Below are 26,889 nucleotides of genomic sequence, written 5' to 3'. Positions count from 1 at the left end.
TCGCCGGAAGTTCAAAACTAAAAGCCGACGTCCGGGCAAAAGTGACGCTGTATTATCTGCTGTACAAAAAACCATCATCCCTCAAAATTTAATACAGTTTTATTAATCAATTGATTAAAATGTTTGTATAATCAGAAAATGCCTTTACATTTGAACCATCAATTGATATTTGAGGAATGACCAAGAAAGGAAAAGAGGAGCTGGATCTTACGACTGAGCAGAAAATCAAGGAAGCCGCGATCAGGGTTTTTACGAAAAAAGGCTACGGAAATGCCCGTACCAGGGATATTGCTGAGGAAGCGGGGATCAATTTGGCGCTGCTGAATTATTATTTCCGCAGCAAGGAAAAGCTTTTTGATATTGTGATGGCCGAGCGTATTGAGAAGCTTTTTGGCGTACTTGCCCCGGTTCTTTTTGATGCAACAACTTCGCTGGAAGAGAAACTGGACCGGATCGTGGAAAATTACATTACGATGCTGATCGAGCATCCGGAGCTGCCGATTTTTGTTTTGAGTGAAATGCGAAGCAACCCGGGAGACATGGCTAATCGGTTGCAGGCGAGGAAGTTACTGACAGATTCTATTTTTATAAAACAACTGGCTGACAAACGAAAAGACATTAATCCGGTGCATTTTCTGATGAACATTCTGGGTATGACGCTTTTCCCTTTTATTGGCAAACCTGTGCTGGAAACATTGCTGGGCGGCGGCGACGAAGCTTACATGGCCATGATGGAGGAACGTAAGAAGCTGATCCCGAGGTGGGTAAAATTAATGCTCAACGAATCCTAAAATTTTTTTGCACTTATATTAATCAAATGATTTAAAAAAACGAATAAATAAAATGATTAAGCTATTCTACATTTCAGTATGTTGCTGGTTATTGGCCGGGCGGGTGCAGGCACAAACGAAGCCGCTGACGATCGAGGAATCGTACCAGCTGGCGCGGAAAAATTATCCGATGATCCGGCAGTTAGAGCTGATCGCGAAAACGAAGGATTATTCCATTGAGAACGCTGCAAAAGGCTTTTTGCCGCAGGTGAGCATTCTCGGGCAGGCAACTTACCAGTCGGCGGTGACGCAGTTTAACCTGCCGGTTGCGATCCCCGGCGTCGAGTTTCCGACACTTAATAAGGACCAGTACAAAGTGTATGCGGATGTAAACCAGACGATTTACGACGGCGGACTGGTAAAAACTCAAGTCAAATCCTATGAAGCCAATGCATTGGTAGAAGAACAGAAAGTGGAAGTGGAGCTGTACAAATTGAATGAGCGCGTCAATCAGCTATTTTTCGGCGTGCTGATGATTGATGAGCAGCTGAAACAGAATATATTATTAAAAAAGGACATTCAGCTGGGCGTCAACAAAATACAGGCGCAGATCAACAATGGTACCGCATTCAAAAGCAGCGGAAATACCTTGAAAGCCGAGTTGCTGAAAACGGACCAGCGGACCATCGATCTTCAAGCAAACCGGAAAGCCTACCTGGATATGCTGGGCATTTTGGTGAACCAGCCGCTCAATGATTCCACGATATTGGTGAAGCCGCAAATGCTGACATTATCCGACGAGGTAAACCGGCCGGAATTGAGGTTATATGAATTTCAAAACCGCAGCCTGGACATTCAGTCTCAGTTGATTGATGTGAAAAACCGGCCGAAGTTCAACCTCTTCGTTCAGGGCGGCTACGGCAGGCCGGCGCTGAACATTCTCAGCAACAGTTTTGATCCTTACTACATCACGGGAGTTCGCCTTAACTGGTCATTATCAGGATTATATACCGTCAAAAATGACAGGAACCTGATCCGCAACAACCGGGAAAGCATTCAGCTGCAAAAGGAAACATTTCTCTATAATACCAACCTGAATGTAAAACAGCAAAATGCTGAGCTGGGCAGGTTGCAGCAGTTACTAGCCACTGACGATGAGATCATTGGTTTGCGTGAAAGCATTAAAACCACCTCTGCAGCGCAGCTGGAAAATGGCGTCATCAATACCAGTGATTACCTGCGGGAAGTGAATGCGGAAGATCAGGCGAGGCTTAACAAGATTTTACACGAAATCCAGCTCCTGATGTCGGGCTACAATTTGCAGACAACATTGGGCAAAAACATCGAATAACATTCAAACACAAGACATTAATATCGGAATTCATGAAAACAACAGCATACCTTTTTATCATCATCGCCGGACTTGCCTGCTGCAAGGGAAAAGAGGAACCTTACGACGCCTCAGGCACATTTGAAGCCGTGGAAACCATCGTTTCCGCCGAAGCCACCGGCCGGATCATGCAGTTGAACCTGGAAGAAGGCGACGAGCTGAAAGCCGGACAAATCGTGGGTTACATCGACAGCACACAACTTTTCCTGAAAAAGAAACAGCTCGAAGCACAGATCCGCGCCACCGGCAGCAAGCTTCCTGACATTACCGCTCAAACCAATGTTTACAAGCAGCAAATCGCAGTTTCCAAAGTGCGTCTCGACAATCTTTTACACGAAAAAAACCGCATTCAAAACCTCCTGAAAGCCGATGCCGCGACACCGAAGCAGCTCGACGACATCATTGCGCAGATCGATGAGCTGCAAAAACAGCTGGAAGTGATCAGCAAACAGGACGCGGCGCAGACTTCGGTTTTGAAAACGCAGACTTCGGGATTAAGAGCTGACGTACAGCCGCTTGTGGTACAGATAGAGCAGATCAATGACCAGTTAGCCAAATCAAAAATCGTGAATGAAACAGTCGGCACTGTACTGACCAAATATGCGGAGGCCAACGAAATAGCCGCCGCAGGAAAACCACTTTACAAAGTCGCGGACCTTTCCACTATCATTCTCCGCGCCTATGTCACTGGCGATCAGCTCCCTGGCATTAAGATAGGCCAGCAGGTAAAGATTTTGGTAGACGACAAAGATGGAAAATACCGCGAGCTGGCAGGTGTCATCGACTGGATCAGTAACAAAGCAGAATTTACGCCCAAAACTATCCAGACCAAAGACGAGCGAGCGAACCTCGTGTACGCGGTGAAGATCAGCGTGAAGAATGACGGCCTTTTGAAAATAGGTATGTACGGTGAAGTCGTCCTGAAATAATGGAAGCGGTCGTAGTACAAAATATGACGAAAACGTACGGCAAGGAAAAGACGCTTGCCGTGGATAATATCTCGTTTTCGGTTGCAAAAGGCGAGCTTTTTGGCCTCATCGGGCCGGACGGGGCGGGTAAGACGAGCATTTTCAGGATACTGACCACATTGCTTCTGGCCGACAGCGGAACTGCTTCCGTGGATGGTTTTGATGTGGTCAAAGATTTTAAAAGTATCAGAAATACAGTGGGTTATATGCCCGTCAAGTTCTCGCTTTACCAGGATCTGACCATCGAAGAAAACCTGAGTTTTTTCGCGACGGTTTTCGGGACGACGATCGAGGCAAACTACGATTTGATCAAAGACATTTACGTGCAGATCGAGCCTTTCAAAAAGCGGCGGGCGGGTAAATTGTCTGGCGGAATGAAGCAAAAACTGGCTTTATGCTGCGCATTGATCCACAAGCCGACCACTTTATTTCTGGACGAACCTACTACGGGCGTCGATCCGGTTTCCCGCAAAGAGTTCTGGGAAATGCTGAGAAGACTGAAAGAACAGAACATTACCATCATCGTTTCCACACCTTATATGGACGAAGCTTCTCTCTGTGACCGCATTGCGCTGATGCAGGGCGGCAAAATCCTCTCCATCGACACCCCCGACGACATCGTGAAAGCCTATCGGGAAAAATTGTACGCGATCAAAGCCAACGAAATGTACCCGCTGCTGAAAGTCCTGGAAAATTATCCGGGCACCTTGAACAGCTATGCTTTCGGCGAATATGCGCACGCCACTTTTAAAGACCAGATGAAAAATATGGAGGAATTTGAGCGGTTTTTGGCGGAAAAGCAGCTGACCGGCGTCGAGATCAAAAGCATTGAAGCGACGATCGAGGATTCATTTATCAAACTGTTACACTGATGGCGCAGGGCGAAAAAGTGATCGTTTGCGACAAGCTGACCAAACGTTTCGGTGATTTTATTGCGACTAATGAAATCACATTTGAAGTGAATAAAGGCGAGATTTTCGGGTTCCTAGGCGCGAATGGTGCGGGAAAAACGACGGCGATGCGCATGTTATGCGGGCTGTCGACACCGAGTTCCGGCAAAGCCAGCATTGCGGGCTTCGATGTCTACACCCAAACCGAGCAGATCAAGCGGAACATTGGCTATATGAGCCAGAAGTTTTCACTTTACGAAAACCTGACGGTCAAAGAGAACATTGAATTTTTTGGCGGGATCTATGGCTTGACTGACCAGCAAATTGAGACAAAAACAGAGGAACTGCTGAACCGGTTGGGCTTGAAATCCGAAGCAAAAAAACTCGTCGGGTCGCTACCCCTGGGCTGGAAGCAGAAGTTATCCTTCTCTGTCGCGATTTTACACGAGCCCAAAATCGTGTTCCTCGACGAGCCAACCGGCGGCGTGGACCCGGTAACCCGGCGGCAATTCTGGGACCTGATCTACGAAGCGGCCGAGCGCGGCATTACCATTTTCGTGACGACACATTATATGGATGAGGCCGAATATTGCAACCGGATATCCATCATGGTGGACGGTCGGATCGAGGTTTTGGACTCGCCTACGAATCTGAAAAGGAGCTTCGGCGTGAGTTCGATGGATGAAGTGTTTTACCAGCTCGCCCGGAGCGCAAAACGAGGAGATTAGCCATGAAACAGTTCATATCATTTGTCAGAAAGGAATTTTACCACGTCCTCCGCGACCGCCGGACGCTGCTGATCCTCTTCGGAATGCCGATTGCACAGATCCTGCTTTTCGGGTTTGCATTGACCAACGAGGTCAAGGATTCGGAGATTCTGGTGGTGGATTATGCCAAAGACAATGCTTCGCAGCAGATCCTGACGCACATTGGCGCGAGCCGCTATTTCAAAATCAGCAAAGCCGCATTGACGCAGAAAGAGATAATGTCCACTTTTCAGGCCGGGAAAATCAAGGCGGTGGTGGTGATTCCGGTGAATTTCAATGAAGATCTGCTGCACAGTAACAAGGCGCAAATCCAGCTCATTGCCGACGCGACGGACATTAACACGGCCAATATGATCATCAATTACCTCTCGGCGATCATTCTCGAATACCAGAACCAGATCAACGAAAACCTGGAAATCCCGTATCAGATCATTCCTGAAACGCGGTTTTTGTACAACCCGCAGCTCAAAGGCGCGCCGGGGTTTGTGCCGGGTGTGATGGCACTGGTTTTAATGTTGGTTTCGGTCATGATGACGGCGATTTCGATCGTCCGTGAAAAGGAGACCGGAACCATGGAAATCCTGCTCGTTTCGCCATTTAAGCCGGTTTTGGTGATTTTTGCCAAAGCATTTCCCTACCTGATCTTGTCACTGATCAATGTGACGGCCATTTTATTACTGAGCGTTTTTGTGCTTGACTTGCCCGTCAAAGGCAGTGTGCCGCTGCTCTTCGCCGAAAGCACATTATTTATCATTACTTGTCTAGCGCTGGGGATTTTTATTTCAATCAAAACTGATTCCCAGCAATTTGCTATGTTAATTTCTTTGATGGGTATGCTGCTGCCGACGATGATGTTCAGCGGGTTTCTTTTTCCGATCGAAAACATGCCGCTGCCACTGCAAATCATCTCCAACATGGTGCCTTCTAAATGGTATTACATTATTGTCAAGTCGATCATGATCAAAGGGTTAGGTTTTAGTTCGCTTTGGAAAGAGACATTGATCCTGCTCGGGATGACGCTGTTTTTGTTAGCCATCAGTTTGAAAAACTTTAAAATACGCCTGCAATGAGAACGCTCAGATTTTTACTCAAAAAAGAATTCAGGCAGATATTCCGCGACAAAGCGATCGTGGCGCTAATCTTTTTCATGCCCTGTATCCAGCTGATAGTCATGCCTTTGGCTGCGGATTATGAAGTACGAAATGTGAATTTGGCGGTGGTGGACCATGATAAATCGCCCTACTCGCAGAAGCTGATTTCCAAAGTGATCGCCTCCGGTTATTTCCGGTTGCAGGGGTATAATAGTTCTTTTCATGAAGCATTCAAGCTGATCGAGTCCGATAAAACAGATCTGATCCTGGAAATCCCGCAGGGTTTTGAGCGCAACCTGATCCGGGAAGACAAGCAGAGATTGTTTGTGGCGGTGAATGCGATCAACGGTACCAAGGCTAACCTGGGCGGTAGTTACCTGAGCAGCATTATCGGCGCTTTCAATGCCGATATGCGGATGCAGCTCGTCCAGCAGCCGCGTTACAGCCAGTTTCCGGTGATTGACATTGTGGCGTCCAACTGGTTCAATCCGGTTTTGAATTACAAAGTCTTCATCGTGCCGGGCATTCTCGCGATCCTGGTGACGATGGTCGGCGGGTTTTTGTCGGCCTTAAATATTGTGAAGGAAAAAGAGATCGGTACCATCGAGCAGATCAATGTGACGCCCATCAAAAAGCACATTTTTATCCTCGGCAAGCTGATTCCTTTCTGGGTTTTGGCAATCATCATCTTCACCATCGGGCTTATTCTGGCAAGAGTCATTTACGGGATTGCGCCGGTGGGGAGCTTGCTGACGCTCTATCTTTTCATCGCGGTTTATTTGCTCACAGTCCTTGGTTTCGGCCTTTTGGTCTCCACATTGTGCGATACCCAGCAGCAGGCGATGTTCATCATGTTCTTTTTTATGATGGTTTTTATCCTGCTCGGCGGACTTTTTACCTCCATCGACAGCATGCCGGATTGGGCGAAGTTCATCACCCGCTTCAATCCGGTACGCTATATGATCGAGGTCATGCGAATGATTATTCTCAAAGGCAGCGGCCTAAAAGACGTTTTGCCGCATCTGGCCGCAGTTTCTGCGATGGCCGTGGTATTAAATGGCTGGGCGATTTTGAATTACAAAAAGACTAACTAACATTAATCCAGCGAAACCATTGCCTTGATCACGCCCGTCGCCGGGTCGAGCCAGCTTTCAAATTCGTCTTTCACCTGACTGAAAGTAACGCGATGCGTAATGTAAGTTTTTGGGTCAACCTGGCCGCTTTTCATACTGCGTATCACGTGCTCGAAATCCTCACGGGTGGCATTGCGGCTGCTCATTAATGTTGCCTCGCGCTTGTGAAATTCGGGATGGCTGAAACTGATCTCGCCTTTTTGCAAACCTACCAAAACATAAGTGCCGCCGTGCGCGAGGTAACTGAATGCTGTATTGATGGCGCGAAGATTTCCCGTCGCGTCAATGATGGCAGTCGGCATATCGCCGCCGGTGATTTCCTGCAATTGTTCTATCACATTCTGTGTGAGACCATTAATCGTGTGTTCTACGCCGAGTTTGTCTTTGCAAAAAGCCAGTCGCGCATCATTGATGTCGAGTGCGATGACTTTGCCGCCGGCAATCCGGGCAAATTCCATCGTGCCAAGTCCGATCGGGCCTGCGCCTACCACCAACACAAATTCGTCCGGTTGTACATTCGCGCGGCGCACACCATGCGCGCCGATTGCAAGCGGCTCCACCAGTGCGAGTTCGTCGAATGTCAGGCCGTCGCCGTGCACGAGCGAGTAGGAGGGGACAGACAGATATTCCACCATGCCGCCATCGATATGCACGCCGGAAACTTTCAGGCTGGTGCAGCAATTGGGCTTACCATTTCGGCAGGCCACACATTTGCCGCAATTGAAATAAGGGATAAATGTTACCGCCTCGCCGACCTGAAAATCGATGCGATCGGTTTCGACAATTTCCCCTGCCAGTTCGTGACCTAAGATTCTTGGGTAATTGAAAAATGGCTGCGTGCCTTCAAAAGCATGCAAATCGGTTCCGCAAATTCCGATCCTTTTGATTTTGATAATGCTGTGTCCTTCCTCAGAAACTGGCATTTCGGCCTCGTGGTAAGACAAGGTGCCGGGTGTGTTGCAAACTAAAATGTCCATAAATTAAGAATTAGCAAGCGCGCGGTCTAAGTGAACATAGCCGCCATCGACGTAAATAAGCTGCCCGGTAGTATGGCTCGAACGCTCCGAAAGCAGGAAAACGGTCATATTCGCGATTTCTTCCGAAGTCGTCATGCGGTTTTCCAGTGGAATTTTGGATACAATTTCTTCCAACTTTTCTTTCGGATTAGGCAACGTCTCGATCCATTTTTCATAAAGCGGCGTCCAGCATTCTGCTACAATCACTGAGTTGACGCGGATACCATATTTCAGCAATTCCACGGCCCACTCGCGGGTCAATGCATTACGGCCACCATTTGCAGCAGCATACGCAGAAGTGCCTCCCTGGCCTGTATCGGCCGTTTTCGAGCTAATGTTGACGATCGCACCCTTGGATTCTTTCAATGCAGGCAGCGCATGTTGCGCCATCAGATAATAATGCACCACATTTTTATGCAGCGAAGCTATGAACGCCTCGTAATTCCCATTTTCCAGACCTACGCCATCATTTACACCCGCATTGTTGATCAAGCCTTCAATCCGGCCATATTTGTCCAACACCGCAGCTACTGCTTTTTCACATTCCTCCGGGCGGGTCAGCTCTGCCACGACCTGAAAAGATTCGTATCCGGCAGCAGCAAGTTCGTCCACCATTTTCTGGTTATCCGCCGCATTTCGCCCCACAATCACCGGTATAGCGCCTTCACCAGCCAAAACCTTAACAATCCCCTCGCCAATGCCTTTGGCGCCACCGGTCACGATGATGATTTTATTTTTAAGTTTTAAATCCATTTTATGTTTTTGAAGTTCTTTTAGAAATATCGTTTTAATGTTGTCATGCTGAGCGGACCGGGCCGCCGGGCGGTCGAAGCACGTCTCTGGTTGAGCAGGCTGCAAAAAAGCGTTGTGCCAAGTCAGAAGCGTGCTTCGACTGCGCTCAGCATGACAATGGAAATTAATGCGCTGCGCCCAGCGTCACAGTCTTGATCGAATTATTCTTCAAAGCGAAATATAATACTACCAGAAAACATACCGCAGGTACTATATAAGCCTTTTGAATTGATGAAATATCTGAAACCTGGCCCATGATGACGGGGAAAACGGCGCCACCGACGATGGACATAATGACGAGTGATGAACCGATTTTTGTTTTTTCGCCCAAACCGCGGATACTGAGCGCGAAGATGGTCGGGAACATGATGGACATGAAAAATTCGACGCCGACCAATGCGTAAACCGAGAACATGCCGGTGGTGAAAACGGCGATGATCAGGAGAACTACATTAACTACACTGTAAATGGCCAGGAGCCTTGGCGGCGCGATGAAACGCATGAGGTAAGTGCCGATAAATCGACCGATCATAAAGCTTAGAAATGCCCCGGAGAGGAGATAGGCGGCTGTTTTTTCATCAATACCCGCCACTTTGTCAGAAAAGCGGATAAAAAAGCTGCTGATACAAACCTGCGCGCCGACATAGAAAAACTGTGCTGTCGTACCTAAAATGAGGTTTTTCTCGCCCCAAATCGAGCCCTGCACTTTCCCGGGAGTTTCTTCTTCATCCCTGATTTCGGGCAGCGGCGTCCGCCAGAACATTAATGCGACAAAAAGCACCACCAAGCCTATCAGAACAAATGGCATTTGTACGGAAGAAGCCTCGGCATTGAGATAGGTATTGAGCTCGGATTCTGACATGGCGAGCTGCTCGGTTTCCGATAGTGTTTTGCCGGAAAGAATAAAGGTACCGCCCATCAGAGGCGCCAGAAATGCAGCCAGACCATTGAATGATTGCGCAAAATTGAGCCGCTGCGTGGCAGAATCGGCGTCGCCCAGCACGGTAATGTAGGGATTCGCAGCAGTTTCGAGCATCGTCAAGCCGCTGGCAATGATGAATAAGGCAAAAAGGAAAAACCCGAAATGCCGCATCTCAGCAGCGGGGTAAAACAGAAAAGTTCCGAGGGCGAAAAGGAGCAAACCGAGCGTAATTCCAGCCTTGTAACCATACTTTTTCATGAACAATCCGGCCGGCAGCGCGATCAGAAAATAGGCAATATAAGAAGCGGAATCGATCAGTGCGGATTGGAAGTCAGTGAGTTGACAGGCCTTTTTTAAATGCGGGATTAAAATCGGGTTTAAATTGAGGGCAAAGCCCCAGAGAAAAAACAAAGATGTGATCAGAACAACAGCCAGCCGCGTTTTACGATCGGTCATAGAGGTCAGGAATTAAATGGTCGAGGTCAGGATGTAAAGTAAAACAAAACAATGCAAAGGAATCAAGATTTTTTTATGTGTCGCTGGATAAAAAGAATGACCGTTCGCTAAATTGTTGAACGCATTCGGAGGCCCTTCCAGGTAAGTTTGGAACATTTACCAGCATTACACTATACCATTTAAGATGAACACCATGGGCATTTTTTCCTTTCTTTTCGGCCGTCCCGACACTTCTTCGCCCTACCAGAAAAAGGACGACAACTGGGTTTACAAAGGCAACGTGCTTGACCGTCAGCCGGTTAGCCGAGTCAAGACGCTCAATAATGTATTTGCCAAAGATGAAATCGGCGCTTTTTACAAAAATACCGCCATCACAGACAGCGATAGCGCAAGTTTTGCGGCTTTGAACGAACATTACGCGAAGGACGGGCAGCACGTTTACTATTGTGATACTTACCGCAAAGGCCAGGAATATTTTTCAGTGAAACATAATCTGGTAACGATCCTTGGTGAGGCAGATGCGGCCAGTTTTAGCTTGCTGAAATGGGGTTACGCCAAAGATGCACGCCAAGTATTTTTTGAGGGAAAACTATTTGCTGGGGTAGATGCGGCCACTTTTCAGGTGCTGGAAAGCGGGTTTTCGAAGGACAACAAGAAGGTTTACTTCCATCGCGTAGAAATCGCCGGGGCGGATGCGAAATCGTTTCGGGTTTTAAATGATCATTACTCCAAAGACAGCCGGCAGGTCTTTTATTCTTCTATCGACTATAATGCGCCCGGCGGATCGGCGCCGGTTTCCAGGGTTTTAGAAAATGCAGATTCCGGCACTTTTGCGGTGACCGATGGTTCGGATGGACGTGTGGATGCGAAGGATAAAAGCGGTTTTTACAAAAGGGGTTTGAAGCTAAAATAGCATTTAATGTACTTCCAGTGGCCTTTTTTGAAAACTATAAATCAGATAAAACAAGGCTGGCAGGATAAAAACGCTGCCGATTAAAAGCGCCAGCCCCAGCGCCTCCAAAGTTTTCTCCTGGCCCGAATGTTCCATCAGCGACAAGTAGCCGCCGCCTTTCAGTAATACGATTTTCGGGAAATGCTTATAGGTGGTGGTCAGCAAAATCATCGTCACCTGAAACCCTGCCAGCGGCCGCAACAGGCCGATTTTTCCGTGATACAAAAGGTACCACATCAAAATCAGTGACAAGGTTGCCGAAATGATGGCGATCCTGCCTACCCAGTTCCCAAACACCCACTCGATCAGCGGGATGTGTTCATAAAGGGACGCTGCAAAAACGAGCATCCCGCAAACCACCGCCGCAATGTTGAAAAACTGCGCTTTGTGCGCAAACCGCAGCCGGTCGTGGTCATTGTCCGACTCGCCAATTAGGTATACCGAAGCTAGAAACCCGCAGATCGCCACCGTAAACAAGCCAACCGTGATGGCAAACCAATGCAGCCAGCTGAAAATGTAGGCCGAAAGAAAATCTGTTGCGCCGGGATCGATATGTCCGGAAACAGTGCTTCCGGCGATGATACCCAGAAAAAGAGGCGTGATGAAGCTGGATATGGCGAAAATGGTATTGTAAATGCTCTGCATATCGTCCACCACCGCATCGTAATGCCGGAATGTGAAGGCGGTACCTCTTGCGATAATGCCTAACAGCATGATTGTCAGTGGAATGTGCATGTTGACCGACATGGTAGAATAAATCACTGGAAACCCGACGAAGAGAATCACGATGGCAATGATCAGCCACATGTGGTTGGCTTCCCAGATCGGCCCGATGGCAGAATACAATGTTTTGCGCGTAATTTCTTTATTTTTCCGCGAGGTGAAAAGCTCGATGATTCCCGCTCCATAATCGGCCCCGCCGAGGAGCAGGTAGAGGAGAATGGAGGCCCAGAGAAAGGTAATGACGACGTAAAGCATTGGATTAATATTTATCGTAGAGTTTTCCTACCATTTTTATCTGGCGGTACAACATAAAGACCACAAATACGGCCAGGGAGACATAAACTGCGGTGAACAGATAAAATGAGTAGGTGATACCAGGCATCGGGGTTACGGCGTCGGCGGTGCGCATCACATTGTAAATGATCCACGGCTGGCGGCCCACTTCGGTGACTGTCCAGCCAGCTTCCACGGCTATGAAGCCCAGCGGCGTAGCTATGGCAAAGAGTTTCAGCAGCCAGTCGCTTTTCAGCCAGTTTTTTTGTTTGAAATGACTAAAAAAATAAATAGCAGAAATAAGCATCATGGCCATACCGGTGCCGACCATGATCTGAAATGCAAAGTGCGTGATCGTCACTGGCGGATGGTTTTCTTCTGGAATTTTATCCAAACCGGTCACTTCTGATTTAAAATCACCGTGTGCCAGAAAGCTCAAAAATCCGGGCAATTTGATAGCATAATCCACTTTCTTGTTTTTTTCATCTGGGATACCACCTATAATCAGGGATGCGGATTTTTCAGTTTTAAAATGCGCTTCCATCGCCGCCAGCTTGGCAGGCTGCCTTACGGCCACATCTTTGGCTGAAATGTCGCCACTTAATGGTTGCAGCAGGGCCGCCACGCAGCCGAAAGTCGCCGCGATTTTGAAAGATTTGGTGTGAAATAGGATATTCCGGCCTTTTAAAATCATGAATGCGTGCACGCCTGCTACTGCGAAGCCAGTCGCGACAAACGCGGCAATCGTCATGTGCAAAGCCTGTGAAAACCAGGCGGCATTGAACATGGCGGCAATCGGGTCAATGTTGACATATTCACCATTGATATAATCGAAACCTGCCGGACTGTTCATCCAGGCATTAGCCGCCACCACCAGGATACCGGAGGCTAAACCGCTGACACCCACCACCACGCCGGTAATCCAGTGAAACCATTTGTTGAACCGATCCCAGCCGTAAAGAAAAAATCCGAGGGCGATGGCTTCAATAAAAAATGCCGTTCCTTCGAGAGAAAACGGCATTCCGAAAATGGGGCCAGCATGTTTCATAAATCCGGGCCATAAAAGGCCGAGCTCGAAGGAGAGTACCGTACCGGAGACGGCGCCGGTGGCAAAAAAAATCGCCACCCCTTTGCTCCATGCTTTGGTGACGTTTTTGTAAACCGGCTCCCCGGTTTTGATCCAGTAATAATGTGCTACCGCCATAAAAAACGGCATCACCATACCGATGCAGGAAAATATAATGTGAAATCCCAGCGAGAGGGCCATCTGGGATCTTGCAGCTATGAAATCGTTCATTTCGGGTAAGCTTCGTGGAAATTGCAGTGGCTCAAAACTATCTAAGTCTTATGATAAGAACCAGTTTTCGGCCACTTAAATCTCACACTTCCCCTCCGTTTTCAGAAGTTTTTCACGCAGTCGCTGCTTCACAATGTCGTGCGGATATTTTAGCGCCAATTCGCGGATGTCGTAAGTAAATTCCTTGAATGTTTCTTCCCAGACTTCGGATTCTCCCGGCTCGTACTCATAAAATCCATGGGAGTTTAAAACGCCTTTTCCACCTTCGCGCACTACTTTATCGATCAGCTCGGGGACTTCGGTACTGTTATTTAATGTGGGCAAAAGATTTTTCATGACGGTATGATACGCTGGTACGCCTGTCAGATCCATCCAGCGGAATACGCCTACCAAAGTCATGAAGTAACCCGCATTATTCCGGCAGGAGCGGTCCACATCCTCGATAGTCGCATAGCCATTTTCACCAGACTAATCGCCTCGCGGTACATCGCATACATTAATCTGTTTGTGATAAAACCGGCAATGTCTTTCCGGACCAAAATCGGCTCCTTGCCCCACAAATGCGAAAGCTCGTAAACATATTCCCCTTTTGAAATGTCCGTCGCATCTCCGCAGATCACTTCCAAAAAACGGGTAGTATGCGCCGGCTCTGTCCAGTGCAGGCCGATAAACCGCTCGGGATATAATGTCAATTGTTGCAGCTGACTGATGGGAATCGCCGAAGTATTGCTGGAAAGAATCGCATCTTTTGAAATGACCGTCTCTACTTTTTTATAAACCGAATTCTTGATGTCGACATTCTCAATCGTGCACTCATTCACCAGTTTGCACGGTTCGAGCAGGGAGTAATCTTCTGTGATAATCAGTTGTTTCAGATAAAATTCCGGCTCATTATCAATCAGCCCGTTTTGCCAGGCATTAAGTAAATGTTCCTTGATCCGTGGTCCGGCTTTTTCAAGATCTACGGGGATAGGCGCCACTGCTACCACCGGGTGCCCCGCAATCAGCAGACAAGTCACAATGCTGCACCCCATTAATCCCAAACCAACTATTCCGACAGGTATTTCTCTTGGGTTCATAAATCTATTTTTGATATAAAAATAATGAACAGAAAAGGGCGGTGTGAAACGATCCTACTACAAAAAAAGCCCCGAAATCAATGATTCCGGGGCTCTTTTGGATATTCTGGTGAACCTTAGTTCGACCAGCTATTTACTTCGGCTTCTACCTCTTCACGGGTTTTGCCTACTCTTTTCTGAATTTTTCCAAGAAGCTCATCTTCTTTTCCTTCTTCGTACATCAGATCGTCGTCTGTCAAATCTGCATATTGTTGTTTGAACTTACCTTTCAGTTCATTCCAATTTCCTTTTACTTGTTGTGAGAACGCGCTCATGACTTTGGTTATTTAGTTTGATAAATCATGTTCCGAAGAACATTTTGTCAATGATGCTATCTCAAAGACCATTCCAGCGTCTCCCGGTACGGCAAGCGGCATTTTTTAAACTGATTTGTGCAAAAAATTCCAAACACTGTCCAAAATCTTGCAAGGCCAACTACTTTGCCAAGATTTTGTCCAGCCGGACCAAGGCCTGGATCATGGAGCGGACGGTGTGATAATTGATTTTCCATGAGTGGCTCATGTGCGTCCAGATCGGCTCGCCCTGGCGCGTGAGCAGCGGCAGCCATTCTCCCACTTCTTTATGGATTACGTGGTCGAACACAAAACGGTGCGTGGCATCGTAGGCTTTGATGTATTTTTCATCTTCATAAATCCGGTAAGCATCGAGAAAACCGATAATTACCTCGGCTTGCTGCCAGAATTCTTTTTCGCGGTCATATACCTCGCCTGCGTGCGACCCTTCCACAAAAACGCCCCCAAATTCCCAATCGACGCCATAATCCACGGCGTGGTTGAAGGAAGCAAGAAGCTGCTCTTCATACTCGGAATAAGGAATGCCGGCAATGTCGAGCGCGTGCATGAGCAGCCAGGCGAACTCCACATTGTGGCCATAACTTGTATTGTCCTCGGCGGCGCTTTTGACGCCATCTTCGGTAAACCGGTCCCAGCCCCAGATAATGTCAAACTTGATCTGCGGCGCCACCGACCAGTCGGCCCAGAATTGCGGAATGCCCGTTTTATAGGTCGGATGCATGATTTTGTTGACCAATAACCCAATCACCTCCACGAGTTTCCGACGGTGCACCTGTTTTCCGCTGGCTTCATATAATGTGGTAAATGCCTCCATCAAATGCATGTGCGCGTCCAATGTTTTGCGGTCGCCGCCCGCAGAGCCGGGTCCCTTTAATTCCCAGTTCCGGTCGAACATTTCGAAATACCCGCCATAATAAGTATCCGCCGCGTATTTTTGAAGCAGGTCAAATACCTTTCCCGCATATTCAAGACCCCGCGGATCGCCGGTTGCCAAAGTGTATTCTGAAAGTGAATAAATGGCGAAACTGTGGCCGTAAATGATCTTTTCGTCAATCTTGACATTTCCTTTCCGGTCCATCAGCCAGTAAAAACCACCGTTTTCCGCATCCCACATTTTACCCAGCAAAAATTCGACGCCGTGTTTTGCAATTTCGGCATAACGTCCGTCGCCATAGCCCGCCCGGTGCGCCGAAGCGAATGTGTAGATCGATCTGGTTTGGGCAATCAAAGATTTTTCGTCCTCGCGGGAATCGTTTCCGTTTTTGTCAAAATGGGTGAGTAACCCGCCGTTTTCATGGTCTACAATGCGTTTTTCCCAAAATGGCAGGAGCTCGTTATTTAAATGGTGCTGAATTTCCTGGCGGTATGCGTGCAGCTGATCTATGTTCATTGAATGTTTAAAATCTGGCAAAGTTTAGAAATGAGTTGACTGTTTTGGTTACAGGTTTTTATGGTTAAAGTACTATGATCGGGACATTGTAGTTAAGACAAACCGCAAAAATAACTACTTGGGACAGCGGCGGCGGCCGGAATTTAGATTTGCAAATGCTGGATCAACCCTCGTAATTCGCAAAGAATTCTTTCCAACCCGAGACCATTATGAGCAATTCCGAAATCGTCGAGATCCTTGAATTAACCGCCAAGCTGATGGAGCTTCACGGGGCCGATCCTTTTAAGATCAAAGGTTACGGCGTCGCGGCATTTTATCTCGATAAATATAAGGAAGGCGAATTGCAGCTCATGACCGAGCAGGAGCTGGTAAAATTGCAGGGCGTGGGAAAAAGTACGGCCGGCAAAATCATGCAGATTGCTCAGACCGGTACTTTTCCGGAGCTGGAAGAACTCATCAGCAATACGCCGCTGGGTGTGATGGAAATGTTCAATATCAAGGGGATAGGCCCAAAAAAGATCGGGGTACTCTGGAAAGAACTGGGCATCGACAACCTGCATGAATTGGAACTGGCCTGTCTGAATGGTACCGTCGCCAAAGTGAAAGGTTTTGGAGGAAGTACCCAACAGAAAATTCTTGAATCCCTCGCATTTCTGAAAGACCAAGCGGGTAAGCTGCGCATGGATAAAGCCGAGGCGGTGGCAAATGTCATTGTGAATGATCTGAAAAAGAGCTTTGAGCAGGTACATGCGGCTGGCGATCTAAGGCGGAAAGCGGAAATTGTTGATAACATTAAAATATTGGTCAGCACCGATTCGCCCGCGCTTTTGCAAAATACGATCGGTGAAATTGACTATCTCGTTCAGAATGAGAAACAATCGTCGCCATTTGTGTGGCGGGGCAATGTGCAGGACGTGGCCGTTTCGATTGAAATCGTGGCCGTAAGTCCAGAGCGTACGGTCAGTGAATTGTTTTTGGAAACGGCTGACGGCGAACATTTGGGGTATGCCGGTACAAATGGCAGCACCATTTGGCGAAATGCTTATTACGAAAATGCCGAAAGCGAGGAAGCAATCTATCAAAAAGCCGGCCTGCCCTACATTGTGCCTGAAATGCGCGAGGGAGCAGGAGAATTCGCCTGGGCCGAAACGCACACGGCCGACCAGCTTGTTACCTGGGACGATCTGAAAGGAATTTTGCACAATCACAGCACCTATTCCGACGGTCAGCATACATTGGAACAAATGGCCGTGCATTGCCGGGATCTGGGTTTCGAATATCTGGGCATCGCAGATCATTCGCAGACAGCGGTTTACGCTCAGGGATTGACGATAGAGGAAGTCCTCAAACAGCACGAAGAAATTGCAAAACTAAATGCACGTTTTGCTGCCGAAAATCCAGAGAAACCCTTTAAAATCCTGAAAGGCATCGAATCCGACATTCTCGGCGACGGCTCGCTGGATTACCCAACCGAAATCTTGGCTTCCTTCGACTACATCGTCGCCTCGGTACATAGTAACCTCACGATGACCCAGGAAAAAGCCACCGCCCGCCTCCTGAAAGCCATCGAAAATCCCTACACCACCATCCTGGGCCACCCCACCGGCCGCCTGCTTCTTTCCCGCGAAGGTTACCCAATCGACCACAAAGTGATCATCGACGCCTGCGCCGAACACCAGGTCGTCATCGAAATCAACGCCTCCCCCTGGCGCCTCGACCTCGACTGGCGCTGGATTTCCTACTGCATGGAAAAGGGTGTTTTATTGAGTATCAATCCGGATGCGCACGCGATGGAAGGGTATCTGGATATGCATTATGGTGTTGCGAATGCCAGGAAAGGCGGGCTGACACGGGATATGACTTTCAATGCGTTTAGCTTGGAGGAAATGGAGAAGTATTTGAAGGCGAGGTTAGAAAGGGTGCGGCAGTAACCTCCATTTGAAACTCAACTCTTTCCGTTTTTTACTATTTTATATTTGTATGAATAAAATAGTATTCCTAATTTCAATTTTTTGATTGTAAATAGTATTGTAAGGATGGCCAACTGTCTATAAAATAGTAAAGCATGTTTTTGCCCCGGACCATATATCCATCCTTACTTGACCATCTTTCCAGAAAGCAAATTACTGTGCTGACAGGCATGAGACGGACGGGAAAAACGTCTCTCGTCAAACAACTTCTTGCACAATCCAATATTGCTCAGAAACATTATTTTGATTTAGAGCGAATTGATATTCGAATGCTCTTCGCGGAGGAGAACTATGAAACGATCGTTTATGCGTTAACGCAGCAGGGGACAGATTTCAGTAAGAAGGTTCTGATTGCAATCGATGAAATTCAGCTAGTGCCTAATCTTCCGAGCGTACTCAAATACATCTACGATACGTACGACATTAAATTTATCGTAACAGGTTCTAGTGCTTATTACATGAAAAACCAGTTTTCCGAATCATTAGCGGGCAGGAAAAAAATCTTTGAAATTTTCCCCCTCCATTTTGGCGAGCTTCTGTCATTTAATGGCGTGAAAGCCGCATCATTTGACTTTGAGAATATTGGTAAATATGTTCCCTCAGAGTTCGAGCGGCTTAAAGGCTACTACGATTCTTACATTAATTACGGCGGTTTTCCAGAAGTGGTTCTTGCTGAATCAGTTTCAGAAAAAAAGGATCTAATCAGCGATATCCTGAGTTCCTATATGAATTTTGATTTGGCCGTCCTTTCTGATATCCGTAATCCGGTCAATCTGTTTAAGCTCATCCGGTTGCTATCTGTCAGAATTGGTACAAAGCTGGATATTTCCAAATTAACCAGTTTGACATCATTGAGCAGGGGCACCGTCGAAAATTACCTCGATCTTCTGGAAAAAAGCTACCTGATCAAGACGATCCCTGTCCTTTCCAACAGCCCGGACCGGGAGATTGTAAAGTCTAAAAAAGTATACTTTCTCGACAATGGTATAGCATCACTTTCAGGCGATCTGAGCAGTGGGTCGAAATTTGAAAATGCGGTGTTTAATCAATTAATGCATAAAGGAGAAGTTGCTTATTACCAGCTAAAAACGGGCCGGGAAATCGATTTTATCGTCGACAAAAAAGCTTGCTTTGAAGTTAAAGAAACGGCAACCGCGGCAGATTTAAAAAACACCGAATCCCTCGCCAAGAATCTTGATATCCTAAGATCTTACGTAATCGGACGAAATCCTGCTCAAATTTTTGACGGGTATATTTGGGGTGGCAACATTCGTTAGCGCTCCAACATCAAAAACTTTTTGATAGTTACAAAATCCTAAGTTCCTCCCGCGCCCCAAAAATCTCCTGCGGCAGATAACTCGTAATACCCACTTTCAGTGCATCAATCAGCCTTGCTTTCATCTGTTCCCGATTGACGATCAGGCAGACTTCCCGGGCGGGTTCGGGGAATTTGAAGTGGCGAATGTGTTTTTTTCTTTCTTCGGACAATTCCATGACGGCCATTTCGGGGAGAATGGTGATACCACCATTTTTTTCCACCATGCGGATCAATGTTTCAATGCTGCCCGAGCGGTAGCTGAAACTGCTGCCAAACTGGCTGTTGCGGCTCAATTCGCACAATCGCTGGATTTGCGTGCGGAAACAATGTCCCTCTTCCAGGAGCCAGAGCTGGTTAGGCTCAATGTCGGTCGGGAGAATGTATTGTTTGTTGTAGAGCCCGGTATCTTCCGAAACGTAAGCATAAAACCGCTCTTTGTACAAGGGGATTTCCTGCAAACTGTTTTCCTCTGAAAGCGATGCGATGATTCCGACATCCAGGTTTCCAATTTTCAATTCCGAAATAATGCGCTCCGTGATCATTTCTGAAACGTGCAGTTTAATGTCCGGGTAATTGGAAATGAATGGATTAACAAAATGCGGCAGTAAGTAAGGCGCAATCGTAGGAATAATCCCGACCCGCAGCTCGCCGGAAAGATCACCATTAAAATGTTTGGCAATTTCATTCATCCGCGAAGCCTCTCGCAAAATCACTTTCGCCTGGTCAATAATCTCACGACCGATACTTGTCGGTACGATAGGCTGTTTCGTCCGATCAAAAATCTTCACCGACAATTCCTCCTCCAACTTCCTGATCATCATCGACAAAGTAGGCTGCGTGACATTACAATGCTCCGCCGCATGAATAAAATGCCGGTAATTATCAACGGCGACAATATATTCCAGTTGCTGGATATTCATTTGAGTAGATAGATTTCTTCGATGCGAAGGTAATGATCTATCAGTTTCGTTGATTAGGCTTGCGTCAGATTACAAGTTTTAATGTTACTGAAATCGGTAACATTAAAACCTGGCGAAGCATGTTCGGCTCTTCAAACCTATACTACAAAAACTTAACCTGCTTGCCGTTGAGCAGCGATTTCATTTGAGTGATTGCGATAAAATTTAGTTGTGTCACTCTTTCTGATGATGGCAGCTGCTGGTGAATAAGCATCGCATTGATGCTTTCAAGATTAGATAAGATAACGAGTTGCTCAATCGTCGCCTCATCCCGCATATTTCCGGATTTTCCAGGATTGCGATCACGCCACTCTTTGGCAGTCAGTCCAAATAAGGCAACATTGATCAAATCGGCTTCCGTGGCATAAATCCGGTTGCGCATGGTTTTATCTAGCTCTTTTGGGACCAGATTATCTTTGATGGCATCTGCGTGAATCGCATAATTTACTTTCGCCAGTGTCCGCCGTACATTCCAGTCAAGATTTTGAATGTTGTTTTCTTCTGTTTTGAGTCTTTGGAATTCCTTAATCAAGTAAAGTTTGAAGGAGGCTGAAATCCAGGAAGCAAATTCAAATGCAATATCTCGATGCGCAAAGGTACCACCTCCATATCGACCAGCCTTCGAAATCAAACCTATCGCATTAGTTTTCTCGATCCACTGCTTTGAAGAGAGCACGAATCCATTGCTTCCAGCTTCGTTTTTAATATAGCTGAATTCAGTAAGATTAAAATTTTGGTTATGCATCTGCTCCCAAAGTCCCATGAAGTCGACGGTAAATTTTGTGCTTAGCCAATGTGAGATGACCAGTCCGGTGGCCGAGGAATTCTTATGACGTGCAATGTCAGTCAGTGAAATAAATTCTTCATTTTCAGACATTAAAATAGATACGCCTTGTCCATGTACGGTAATCGAAGTTGCTTTCATGAAAAGATAGTTTTGATATACTATCTTTTGACGTAGGCTTTCTGAAAAGTAACGGTTTCTGCACAAGTCTTTTTTTAACGGTTTTTGTCGACAAAAAAAGCATTCGGTCGACAAACACCTTGCTCCCTTTTCCAGTAGAAACTGCCTCGGCTAGCTTTGCGGCCTCTACCATCCAATCTCAAATTTTAGTCATGAAAAGAGGTTTAGATGAAGAAAATCTTATTGATTTGACTTGTGCTACTGGAAATTGGCGTGCATGCCCCGCGCATCGATCGCGCGGAATATTTTATTGGTTCAGATCCAGGTACTGGTAAGGCCATGAACATTCCGCTCAGCAGTCCAGCGGAGACAGTGAATGTCAATTTTGAACTTACTACCGGCACATTGTCAACCGGATTTCATAACCTATATGTCCGTGCGCGATATGAAAACGGGCTGTGGGGATTGTCTGAGAGAAGGTTGTTTTACCTTGCCCCATCGCCGGTAGATTTGGGTGACATTGATGCTGAACAACAGTCATTTTGAGATTGAGCGAAGTGAAAATGGCTTGCATTTTGAGAAAATAGGGGAGGTTAGGGGCAGCGGGACGACGGCGGAAGTCAAACATTATCAGTACATGGATCCGGCTCCTTTAAAGAAGATGAATTATTATCGCCTCCGGCAAGTGGACCTGGACGGAACTTCGGCGTATTCGCGGATTGTGTACGTCCTGTTTTCAGAGGAAAAGTCCGGCAATGTGTTGTATCCCAATCCGGCTTTCGATTTTGTAACTATAAAATATGAAGGCGAAGAAAAGGAGGTGGTCGCGCGGCTGTATAATGGCAGCGGACAATGTTTGAAGAGTGATTTGTATAAAACTCCTGAAAATATCCGATTGGATATCAAGGATTTAGCACCGGGTTCGTATTTGGTGCAAGTTCTGGACGGAGTGAGCCAGCAAACACTTCGCTTTGTGAAGAAATAAGTATAGTTACATTAAATCATCATTAAATTTTATTGAAAACGATTTTCTGGCTGGGTTTTTTCGGGATTGAGTTTAAATTTATTTCTCAAAATTTGATCACACTTTAATTCAAAACCAATGAAAAACCTGAAAGCACTGATTCTGCTGGCATTCTTGACGTTCACCGCGCCGGTTTTCGCGCAAACCACGCCAGCGCAGACTGACAAAGACAAAACCGCCGCTACGAAATTGAAATCCGACGGCACGCCGGACAAGCGTTATTCGGAAAACAAGAAGTTGAAAAAAGATGGTACGCCGGATAAAAGGTATTCGGAAAACAAAAACCTGAAAAAGGACGGCACGCCGGATAAGCGTTACAAATCAAACAAAGCCGACACGACTGCTGCAAAGCCAAAAAAATAAGCAGCGAATTTTTCCTGAAAAACTTAGGGTAAGCGCCCGACTGGTTGTCATTCCAATGTACAACCCAAGTCGGGCGCTTTTTTATTCATAATCAGACCAGTACAATGAACGCAGCGATCGCGGATCACGGACCAGTTTTGAGCAGGGACAGGGAATCAGAGTTTGAGAAGGTTTTCAAAACGCATTTCAAGGGGCTTCACGCCTATGCCTGCACCATTTTGCGGGACGATATCATGGCGGAAGAAATGGTACAGAACGTTTTTTGCCGGTTGTGGGAAAAAACAGACCACATTGAGATCCGGGAATCGGTGAGTGGATACCTGTACCGCTCGGTTTACCATGAGAGCTTGAATTACATTAAACACCTGAAAGTCAGGGATGCTTATCAAAATTACGCCGTGCACCAGATGGAACATAGCAACAACACTTCGCACAACCTGGAATTATCGGAACTGGAAGACCGGCTCGATATTGCCCTCAAAGAACTGCCCGAAAAGTGCAGGACGATCTTTCAGATGAGCCGTTTTGAAGAACTGAAATACCAGGAAATCGCCGACAGGCTGCAACTGCCCGTCAAGACCGTGGAAAATCAGATGGGCAAGGCGCTCAGGCTGTTACGTCTTAAACTGGTCGATTTCCTAACCGCCTCTTTCCTGTTATTTTTTCTCAGCTAAAAGCCATGAAACCAGAATTTAACCATCATATCGACGACCTGCTCGTCAAATCCCTGCTCGAAGAGGTCACTTTGGCCGAACAGATCGAGATTAATCAATGGTTGTCGGACAGCGACGACCACCAGCGCTACTTTGAAGATTTTGAGACAATCTGGAAACAGAGTAAGCAGCTGGCTATTAGAAGTAATGTGGACGAGAATGCAGCCTGGGACCGGTTTCGGAAAAGGGTACAGACAAGCCGCGAAGATTTTGAATCCGGTACCAGGGTTGTCCCGCTTCATCCGAAAAAATCTTTTGGAATAGTACGCATTGCCGCGATGGTTGCGCTGACTGCGCTGGTCGGTTGGCTTGCCTATCAATTTAATTTCAAACATTCGGGAAGCGAAATGGTTGTGATTCAGTCAGGTACAAAGACTTTGGTTGATACATTACCTGACGGATCGGTGGTGACTTTGAATAAAAAATCAACATTAAGTTACCCTTCACAATTTAATGGCGACAAAAGAGAAGTGACGTTAACCGGCGAAGGTTTCTTTGAAGTGACACCAAATAAGGAAAAGCCATTTATCATTTCAGTTAACGATGTGACGGTCAGGGTTGTAGGTACCTCTTTTAATGTGAAGGACAACAGCCGTGAAACAGAGGTGATCGTGGAAACCGGGCTGGTGGAAGTAGCCAAAGATCATCAGAAAATCAAAGTAAAACCGATGGAAAAAGCGACGGTTCACCACGCGGCGGGGGATTTTTCCAAAGAAGAAACCAGTGAGGAATTTCACAAATATTACCGGACCGGCAGGCTGATCTGCGACAATACGCCGCTATGGCGACTAGTCGAGATTTTGAATGAAAGTTTTGGTAAAGAGATTGTTATCGAAAATAAACAGAAACGAAACCTGACCATCAACACAACATTTGAGCAGGACTCGCTGGAAAGCATCCTGGCCGTGATCAGTGAAACCCTCGCCGTGACCGTTGAATACAAACAGGGGCAAATCATTTTGAAATAGGGCTTATCTTTCGGAATGGATTTGACTTTTTCCCTGCTCAAAATATTAAGGCTGGCTGTGATTTTCCTCGTGATCCCCCTTTTCGGGTTCGCGCAGCACCTGAACAAACCGGTTACTCTTTCGGCGAAAGGGCAACCGGTTTCCCGTGTTTTGAAAACGTTGGAAGAGCAGGGCCATTTTTACTTTTCCTATAACAGCGACCTCATTCCCGGCGACAGCATTGTACAGGTGAATCTCGCCGGAAAGCCGGTTTCCGAGGTGCTCAACCAGCTTTTTAGGAGTAAATACCAGTATAAAGAAAAAGGCGACTACATCATCATCCTCGCCGCGCCGAAAGAGCGGACGTTTTATATCGACGGTTTTGTGACGGACCAGGAAAACAATATTCCGGTCGATTTTGCCAGTATTTACTCCCGCCAGCTCCTCGCCTCGACGCTTTCGGAAGACGATGGACATTTCCGGCTGCGGATCAGGGATAAAAATTTTCCTGTCAACATTACAATCAGCAAAGTGGGTTATGCCGATACGACGGTAATTGTTCAAAATCTGGAAGAAACGCGCCTGAAAATCAGTCTGTACCAAAAAGCCGTCGATCTTGATCCGCTGATTGTCAGGTACTCCGAGGGCGAATCGACCTGGCTGGGACGGTTGTTTGTCTCGGCCAAATTGCGGGCGCAGAGCCGGAACATTAGCAAATTTTTTGTCTCGCTGCCCTATCAGGCTTCGCTGACGCCAGGCTTGGGAACGCATGGGAGGATGAGCTCGCAGGTCGTTAACAGGTTTTCCCTCAATCTGTTAGGCGGTTATACGGCGGGGGTTAATGGTCTGGAAATCGCGGGTGGGTTTAATATTTCGAAGCAGGATGTCCGGTACGTGCAGGTTGCGGGGATATTTAACATTGTGTCCGGACATGTCAATGGCGTCCAGCTTGCCGGTTTGCACAACGAAGTGCTCGACTCGCTGAAAGGCGTCCAGGTGTCAGGTTTCAGCGGTTTTGTTGAAAAAAAGACTTCGGGCGTCCAGATAAGCGGTTTTATGAACCGGAGCGCCGGGCCGCTCGATGGCGTGCAAGTTTCCGGTGCGCTCAATTTTGCGAAGGAAACGTCAGGTGGCGGGCAGATTGCCGGCGGTTATAACCAGGCGCGGAAAGATTTTGACGGTTTTCAGGTTTCTAGCGGGATCAACATTGTCGGGGCGAAACTTTCGGGTATGCAACTGGGCTTCGTTAATTATGCCAAAGAACTGCATGGCATTCAGCTGGGAATCGTCAATATTGCCGACAGCTCGTCGGGCGTGAGCCTTGGTTTGATCAACATTATCCGGAAAAGCACTTCTAATTTGACGGTATCTGCCTCGGAAGTTGCGCCTTTCAATGTTTCCTGGAAAATGGGGACTCACAAATTTTACGGCATTCTCACAGGCGGCGTCAGTACAGGCGGCAGCCATAGTACCTATGTGTTTGGCGCAGGCATCGGCCGGGAATTTTTTCCCTTCAAAAAATGGGGCTTTTTTACCGAAATCACGAGCGGAAATATCTTCCAAGGAAGCTGGGAAAATATGCGCTCACTGTTCCGCCTTGAAACCGCTGCTACTTATAAGTTGAATAAACGGCTCTTGGTTTTTGCGGGGCCGTCATATTCGATTTGTCAGAATCAGGCTAGTTTGAAGCGGGAGGGGTATAAATCGTTTCCGATTGAAAATTATCCGAACATTCGGCTTGGGGATAAGTTGGGTTCGTGGTTTGGCTGGCAGGTTGGGATGAGCTGGCGGTATGGGCAGTTGTGATGCTCTTGTAACAAGCCTCATGTGTGGTTTTAGGAGGCTCCGAAGGAGCCGCAATCTTTCCAAATATAACTTACTATAAACAGGTGGCTCAAAATGAGCCGATATCTTGTCGATAAAAGTGGTTAGGAAAACAGGCCCAGCGGGCCTCCCTGTTTATAGCCAAATATGGACATTTAAAAATGCCAAACTCCGTAGGAGTGTCCTGTCAATCAGCTAAATGAAATATTGATTGTCGGAATGGAAGATTTTAGCAATGGTAAATTTTTTATCGGCATCATTCGGTCCGGATGCAACGAAAGCTCAGGTATGTTGGGAAAGGAAAGATTGTGCCTTTTCCGTATCTGATCGATTTCGGTTGAGTTAAAGGATCTTATTTCAACAATGTCCTGATTGTTCGCGGCAAGCTTCATGAGCTTCATTGTTCCGGCTGGATATTCAAGAATAAATCCTTCGCCAGCGATTTCTTGGTCATGAATCATAAAGGGAAAACCCTTCTCAAATGTCTCCAATCTCAATTTTCTAATTCCTTCATCAAGTCTGATTTCCAGTTTCGTCCTCATTTTAGTGAGATGATAGGTTTGAAAAAGTGGTGATTTCAAATTTAAACAACTTCTCAAAACCAA

General features: G+C 46.8%; 28 protein-coding genes. 16 read left to right on the top strand and 12 right to left on the bottom strand.

The annotated features are described in order from the left end of the window. Positions 1-176: 176 nt before the first annotated feature. The 7 genes from FEN17_RS09425 to FEN17_RS09395 are packed head-to-tail and all read left to right on the top strand — an operon-like array spanning position 177 to position 6,970. Complete coding sequence (locus tag FEN17_RS09425) at positions 177-791, top strand: TetR/AcrR family transcriptional regulator (protein WP_138365002.1); 615 nt, start codon at positions 177-179, stop codon at positions 789-791. A gap of 52 nt (positions 792-843) precedes the next feature. Beyond that, positions 844-2,121 (top strand): TolC family protein, encoded by a 1,278-nt coding sequence (locus FEN17_RS09420; protein ID WP_138365001.1) that lies wholly within the window; start codon positions 844-846, stop codon positions 2,119-2,121. Between the two features lie 32 nt (positions 2,122-2,153). Continuing rightward, a complete protein-coding gene (locus FEN17_RS09415) occupies positions 2,154-3,089 on the top strand; it encodes an HlyD family secretion protein (RefSeq protein ID WP_138365000.1) in 936 nt (311 codons plus the stop codon). Positions 3,090-3,112: 23 nt separating this feature from the next. Then, the gene (locus tag FEN17_RS09410; protein ID WP_445438704.1) at positions 3,113-4,000 is read left to right on the top strand and encodes an ABC transporter ATP-binding protein; all 888 of its coding nucleotides are present in this window, start codon (positions 3,113-3,115) and stop codon (positions 3,998-4,000) included. Continuing rightward, a complete protein-coding gene (locus FEN17_RS09405; RefSeq protein ID WP_138364998.1) occupies positions 4,000-4,746 on the top strand; it encodes an ABC transporter ATP-binding protein in 747 nt (248 codons plus the stop codon). The genes FEN17_RS09410 and FEN17_RS09405 overlap by 1 nt, the downstream gene beginning before the upstream one ends. Positions 4,747-4,748: 2 nt before the next feature. Continuing rightward, complete coding sequence (locus FEN17_RS09400) at positions 4,749-5,855, top strand: ABC transporter permease (RefSeq protein ID WP_138364997.1); 1,107 nt, start codon at positions 4,749-4,751, stop codon at positions 5,853-5,855. Continuing rightward, positions 5,852-6,970: an ABC transporter permease gene (locus FEN17_RS09395; protein ID WP_138364996.1), complete on the top strand. Its 1,119-nt coding sequence runs from the start codon at positions 5,852-5,854 to the stop codon at positions 6,968-6,970. Before FEN17_RS09400 ends, FEN17_RS09395 begins: the two co-directional genes overlap by 4 nt. 2 nt (positions 6,971-6,972) lie before the next feature. Here FEN17_RS09395 and FEN17_RS09390 read toward each other — a convergent pair whose 3' ends face one another. The 3 genes from FEN17_RS09390 to fucP all read right to left on the bottom strand — a co-directional run bounded on the left by FEN17_RS09390 (position 6,973) and on the right by fucP (position 10,195). Further along, the gene (locus FEN17_RS09390) at positions 6,973-7,986 is read right to left on the bottom strand and encodes a zinc-binding alcohol dehydrogenase family protein (RefSeq protein ID WP_138364995.1); all 1,014 of its coding nucleotides are present in this window, start codon (positions 7,984-7,986) and stop codon (positions 6,973-6,975) included. Positions 7,987-7,989: 3 nt separating this feature from the next. Next, the gene (locus tag FEN17_RS09385; RefSeq protein ID WP_138364994.1) at positions 7,990-8,778 is read right to left on the bottom strand and encodes an SDR family oxidoreductase; all 789 of its coding nucleotides are present in this window, start codon (positions 8,776-8,778) and stop codon (positions 7,990-7,992) included. Between the two features lie 163 nt (positions 8,779-8,941). Continuing rightward, positions 8,942-10,195 carry an L-fucose:H+ symporter permease gene (fucP, locus tag FEN17_RS09380; protein WP_138364993.1) on the bottom strand — a complete coding sequence of 418 codons (1,254 nt, stop codon included), beginning with the start codon at positions 10,193-10,195 and terminating at the stop codon, positions 8,942-8,944. A 193-nt stretch (positions 10,196-10,388) separates the two neighbouring features. Between fucP and FEN17_RS09375 the strand changes: the two genes are divergently transcribed. Beyond that, the gene (locus FEN17_RS09375) at positions 10,389-11,108 is read left to right on the top strand and encodes a DKNYY domain-containing protein (RefSeq protein WP_171037880.1); all 720 of its coding nucleotides are present in this window, start codon (positions 10,389-10,391) and stop codon (positions 11,106-11,108) included. A 3-nt stretch (positions 11,109-11,111) separates the two neighbouring features. On the opposite strand, the gene FEN17_RS09370 is transcribed toward FEN17_RS09375, so the two are convergent. From FEN17_RS09370 to FEN17_RS09350, 6 genes are all read right to left on the bottom strand, one after another. Beyond that, positions 11,112-12,125, bottom strand: a complete 1,014-nt coding sequence (locus tag FEN17_RS09370) for a cytochrome d ubiquinol oxidase subunit II (RefSeq protein WP_138364991.1) — start codon at positions 12,123-12,125, stop codon at positions 11,112-11,114. A gap of 4 nt (positions 12,126-12,129) precedes the next feature. Then, positions 12,130-13,440, bottom strand: coding sequence for a cytochrome ubiquinol oxidase subunit I (locus tag FEN17_RS09365; protein WP_138364990.1), 1,311 nt, complete (start codon positions 13,438-13,440; stop codon positions 12,130-12,132). Between the two features lie 75 nt (positions 13,441-13,515). Further along, the gene (locus tag FEN17_RS27835; RefSeq protein WP_310589752.1) at positions 13,516-13,875 is read right to left on the bottom strand and encodes a 3-hydroxyacyl-CoA dehydrogenase family protein; all 360 of its coding nucleotides are present in this window, start codon (positions 13,873-13,875) and stop codon (positions 13,516-13,518) included. Beyond that, entirely contained in the window at positions 13,836-14,519 is a 684-nt protein-coding gene (locus tag FEN17_RS09360) for a 3-hydroxyacyl-CoA dehydrogenase family protein (RefSeq protein ID WP_310589751.1), read from the bottom strand. Before FEN17_RS09360 ends, FEN17_RS27835 begins: the two co-directional genes overlap by 40 nt. Positions 14,520-14,635: 116 nt before the next feature. Beyond that, complete coding sequence (locus tag FEN17_RS09355) at positions 14,636-14,833, bottom strand: CsbD family protein (RefSeq protein ID WP_138364989.1); 198 nt, start codon at positions 14,831-14,833, stop codon at positions 14,636-14,638. A 160-nt stretch (positions 14,834-14,993) separates the two neighbouring features. Next, on the bottom strand, positions 14,994-16,262 hold the full coding sequence (locus FEN17_RS09350; RefSeq protein WP_138364988.1) for a beta-1,2-mannosidase: 1,269 nt from the start codon (positions 16,260-16,262) through the stop codon (positions 14,994-14,996). Between the two features lie 209 nt (positions 16,263-16,471). On the opposite strand from FEN17_RS09350, the gene FEN17_RS09345 reads away from it, so the two are divergent. Both FEN17_RS09345 and FEN17_RS09340 read left to right on the top strand, forming a co-directional pair. Beyond that, entirely contained in the window at positions 16,472-18,193 is a 1,722-nt protein-coding gene (locus FEN17_RS09345) for a PHP domain-containing protein (RefSeq protein WP_138364987.1), read from the top strand. 134 nt (positions 18,194-18,327) lie between these two features. Next, positions 18,328-19,509, top strand: coding sequence for an ATP-binding protein (locus tag FEN17_RS09340; protein ID WP_138364986.1), 1,182 nt, complete (start codon positions 18,328-18,330; stop codon positions 19,507-19,509). Positions 19,510-19,537: 28 nt separating this feature from the next. On the opposite strand, the gene FEN17_RS09335 is transcribed toward FEN17_RS09340, so the two are convergent. Next, the gene (locus FEN17_RS09335) at positions 19,538-20,470 is read right to left on the bottom strand and encodes a hydrogen peroxide-inducible genes activator (protein ID WP_138364985.1); all 933 of its coding nucleotides are present in this window, start codon (positions 20,468-20,470) and stop codon (positions 19,538-19,540) included. Positions 20,471-20,612: 142 nt separating this feature from the next. Further along, positions 20,613-21,434, bottom strand: a complete 822-nt coding sequence (locus tag FEN17_RS09330; RefSeq protein ID WP_138364984.1) for a KilA-N domain-containing protein — start codon at positions 21,432-21,434, stop codon at positions 20,613-20,615. Positions 21,435-21,668: 234 nt separating this feature from the next. Between FEN17_RS09330 and FEN17_RS09325 the strand changes: the two genes are divergently transcribed. From FEN17_RS09325 to FEN17_RS09300, 6 genes are all read left to right on the top strand, one after another. After that, the gene (locus FEN17_RS09325) at positions 21,669-21,959 is read left to right on the top strand and encodes a hypothetical protein (protein WP_138364983.1); all 291 of its coding nucleotides are present in this window, start codon (positions 21,669-21,671) and stop codon (positions 21,957-21,959) included. After that, a complete protein-coding gene (locus FEN17_RS09320; RefSeq protein ID WP_138364982.1) occupies positions 21,937-22,398 on the top strand; it encodes a T9SS type A sorting domain-containing protein in 462 nt (153 codons plus the stop codon). The genes FEN17_RS09325 and FEN17_RS09320 overlap by 23 nt, the downstream gene beginning before the upstream one ends. Positions 22,399-22,515: 117 nt before the next feature. After that, positions 22,516-22,800 carry a hypothetical protein gene (locus FEN17_RS09315; protein ID WP_138364981.1) on the top strand — a complete coding sequence of 95 codons (285 nt, stop codon included), beginning with the start codon at positions 22,516-22,518 and terminating at the stop codon, positions 22,798-22,800. Positions 22,801-22,904: 104 nt separating this feature from the next. Next, positions 22,905-23,474: an RNA polymerase sigma-70 factor gene (locus FEN17_RS09310; protein ID WP_138364980.1), complete on the top strand. Its 570-nt coding sequence runs from the start codon at positions 22,905-22,907 to the stop codon at positions 23,472-23,474. 5 nt (positions 23,475-23,479) lie between these two features. Continuing rightward, on the top strand, positions 23,480-24,481 hold the full coding sequence (locus FEN17_RS09305) for a FecR family protein (RefSeq protein WP_138364979.1): 1,002 nt from the start codon (positions 23,480-23,482) through the stop codon (positions 24,479-24,481). Between the two features lie 15 nt (positions 24,482-24,496). Next, positions 24,497-26,266 carry an STN and carboxypeptidase regulatory-like domain-containing protein gene (locus FEN17_RS09300; RefSeq protein ID WP_229208750.1) on the top strand — a complete coding sequence of 590 codons (1,770 nt, stop codon included), beginning with the start codon at positions 24,497-24,499 and terminating at the stop codon, positions 26,264-26,266. A gap of 209 nt (positions 26,267-26,475) precedes the next feature. Here FEN17_RS09300 and FEN17_RS09295 read toward each other — a convergent pair whose 3' ends face one another. Further along, positions 26,476-26,826: a hypothetical protein gene (locus FEN17_RS09295; RefSeq protein ID WP_138364978.1), complete on the bottom strand. Its 351-nt coding sequence runs from the start codon at positions 26,824-26,826 to the stop codon at positions 26,476-26,478. Positions 26,827-26,889: the final 63 nt, after the last annotated feature.

The sequence above is a fragment of the Dyadobacter luticola genome (genome assembly GCF_005860805.1).
Lineage (GTDB): Bacteria > Bacteroidota > Bacteroidia > Cytophagales > Spirosomataceae > Dyadobacter > Dyadobacter luticola.
This window is presented reverse-complemented; position numbering and strand designations above follow the sequence as displayed.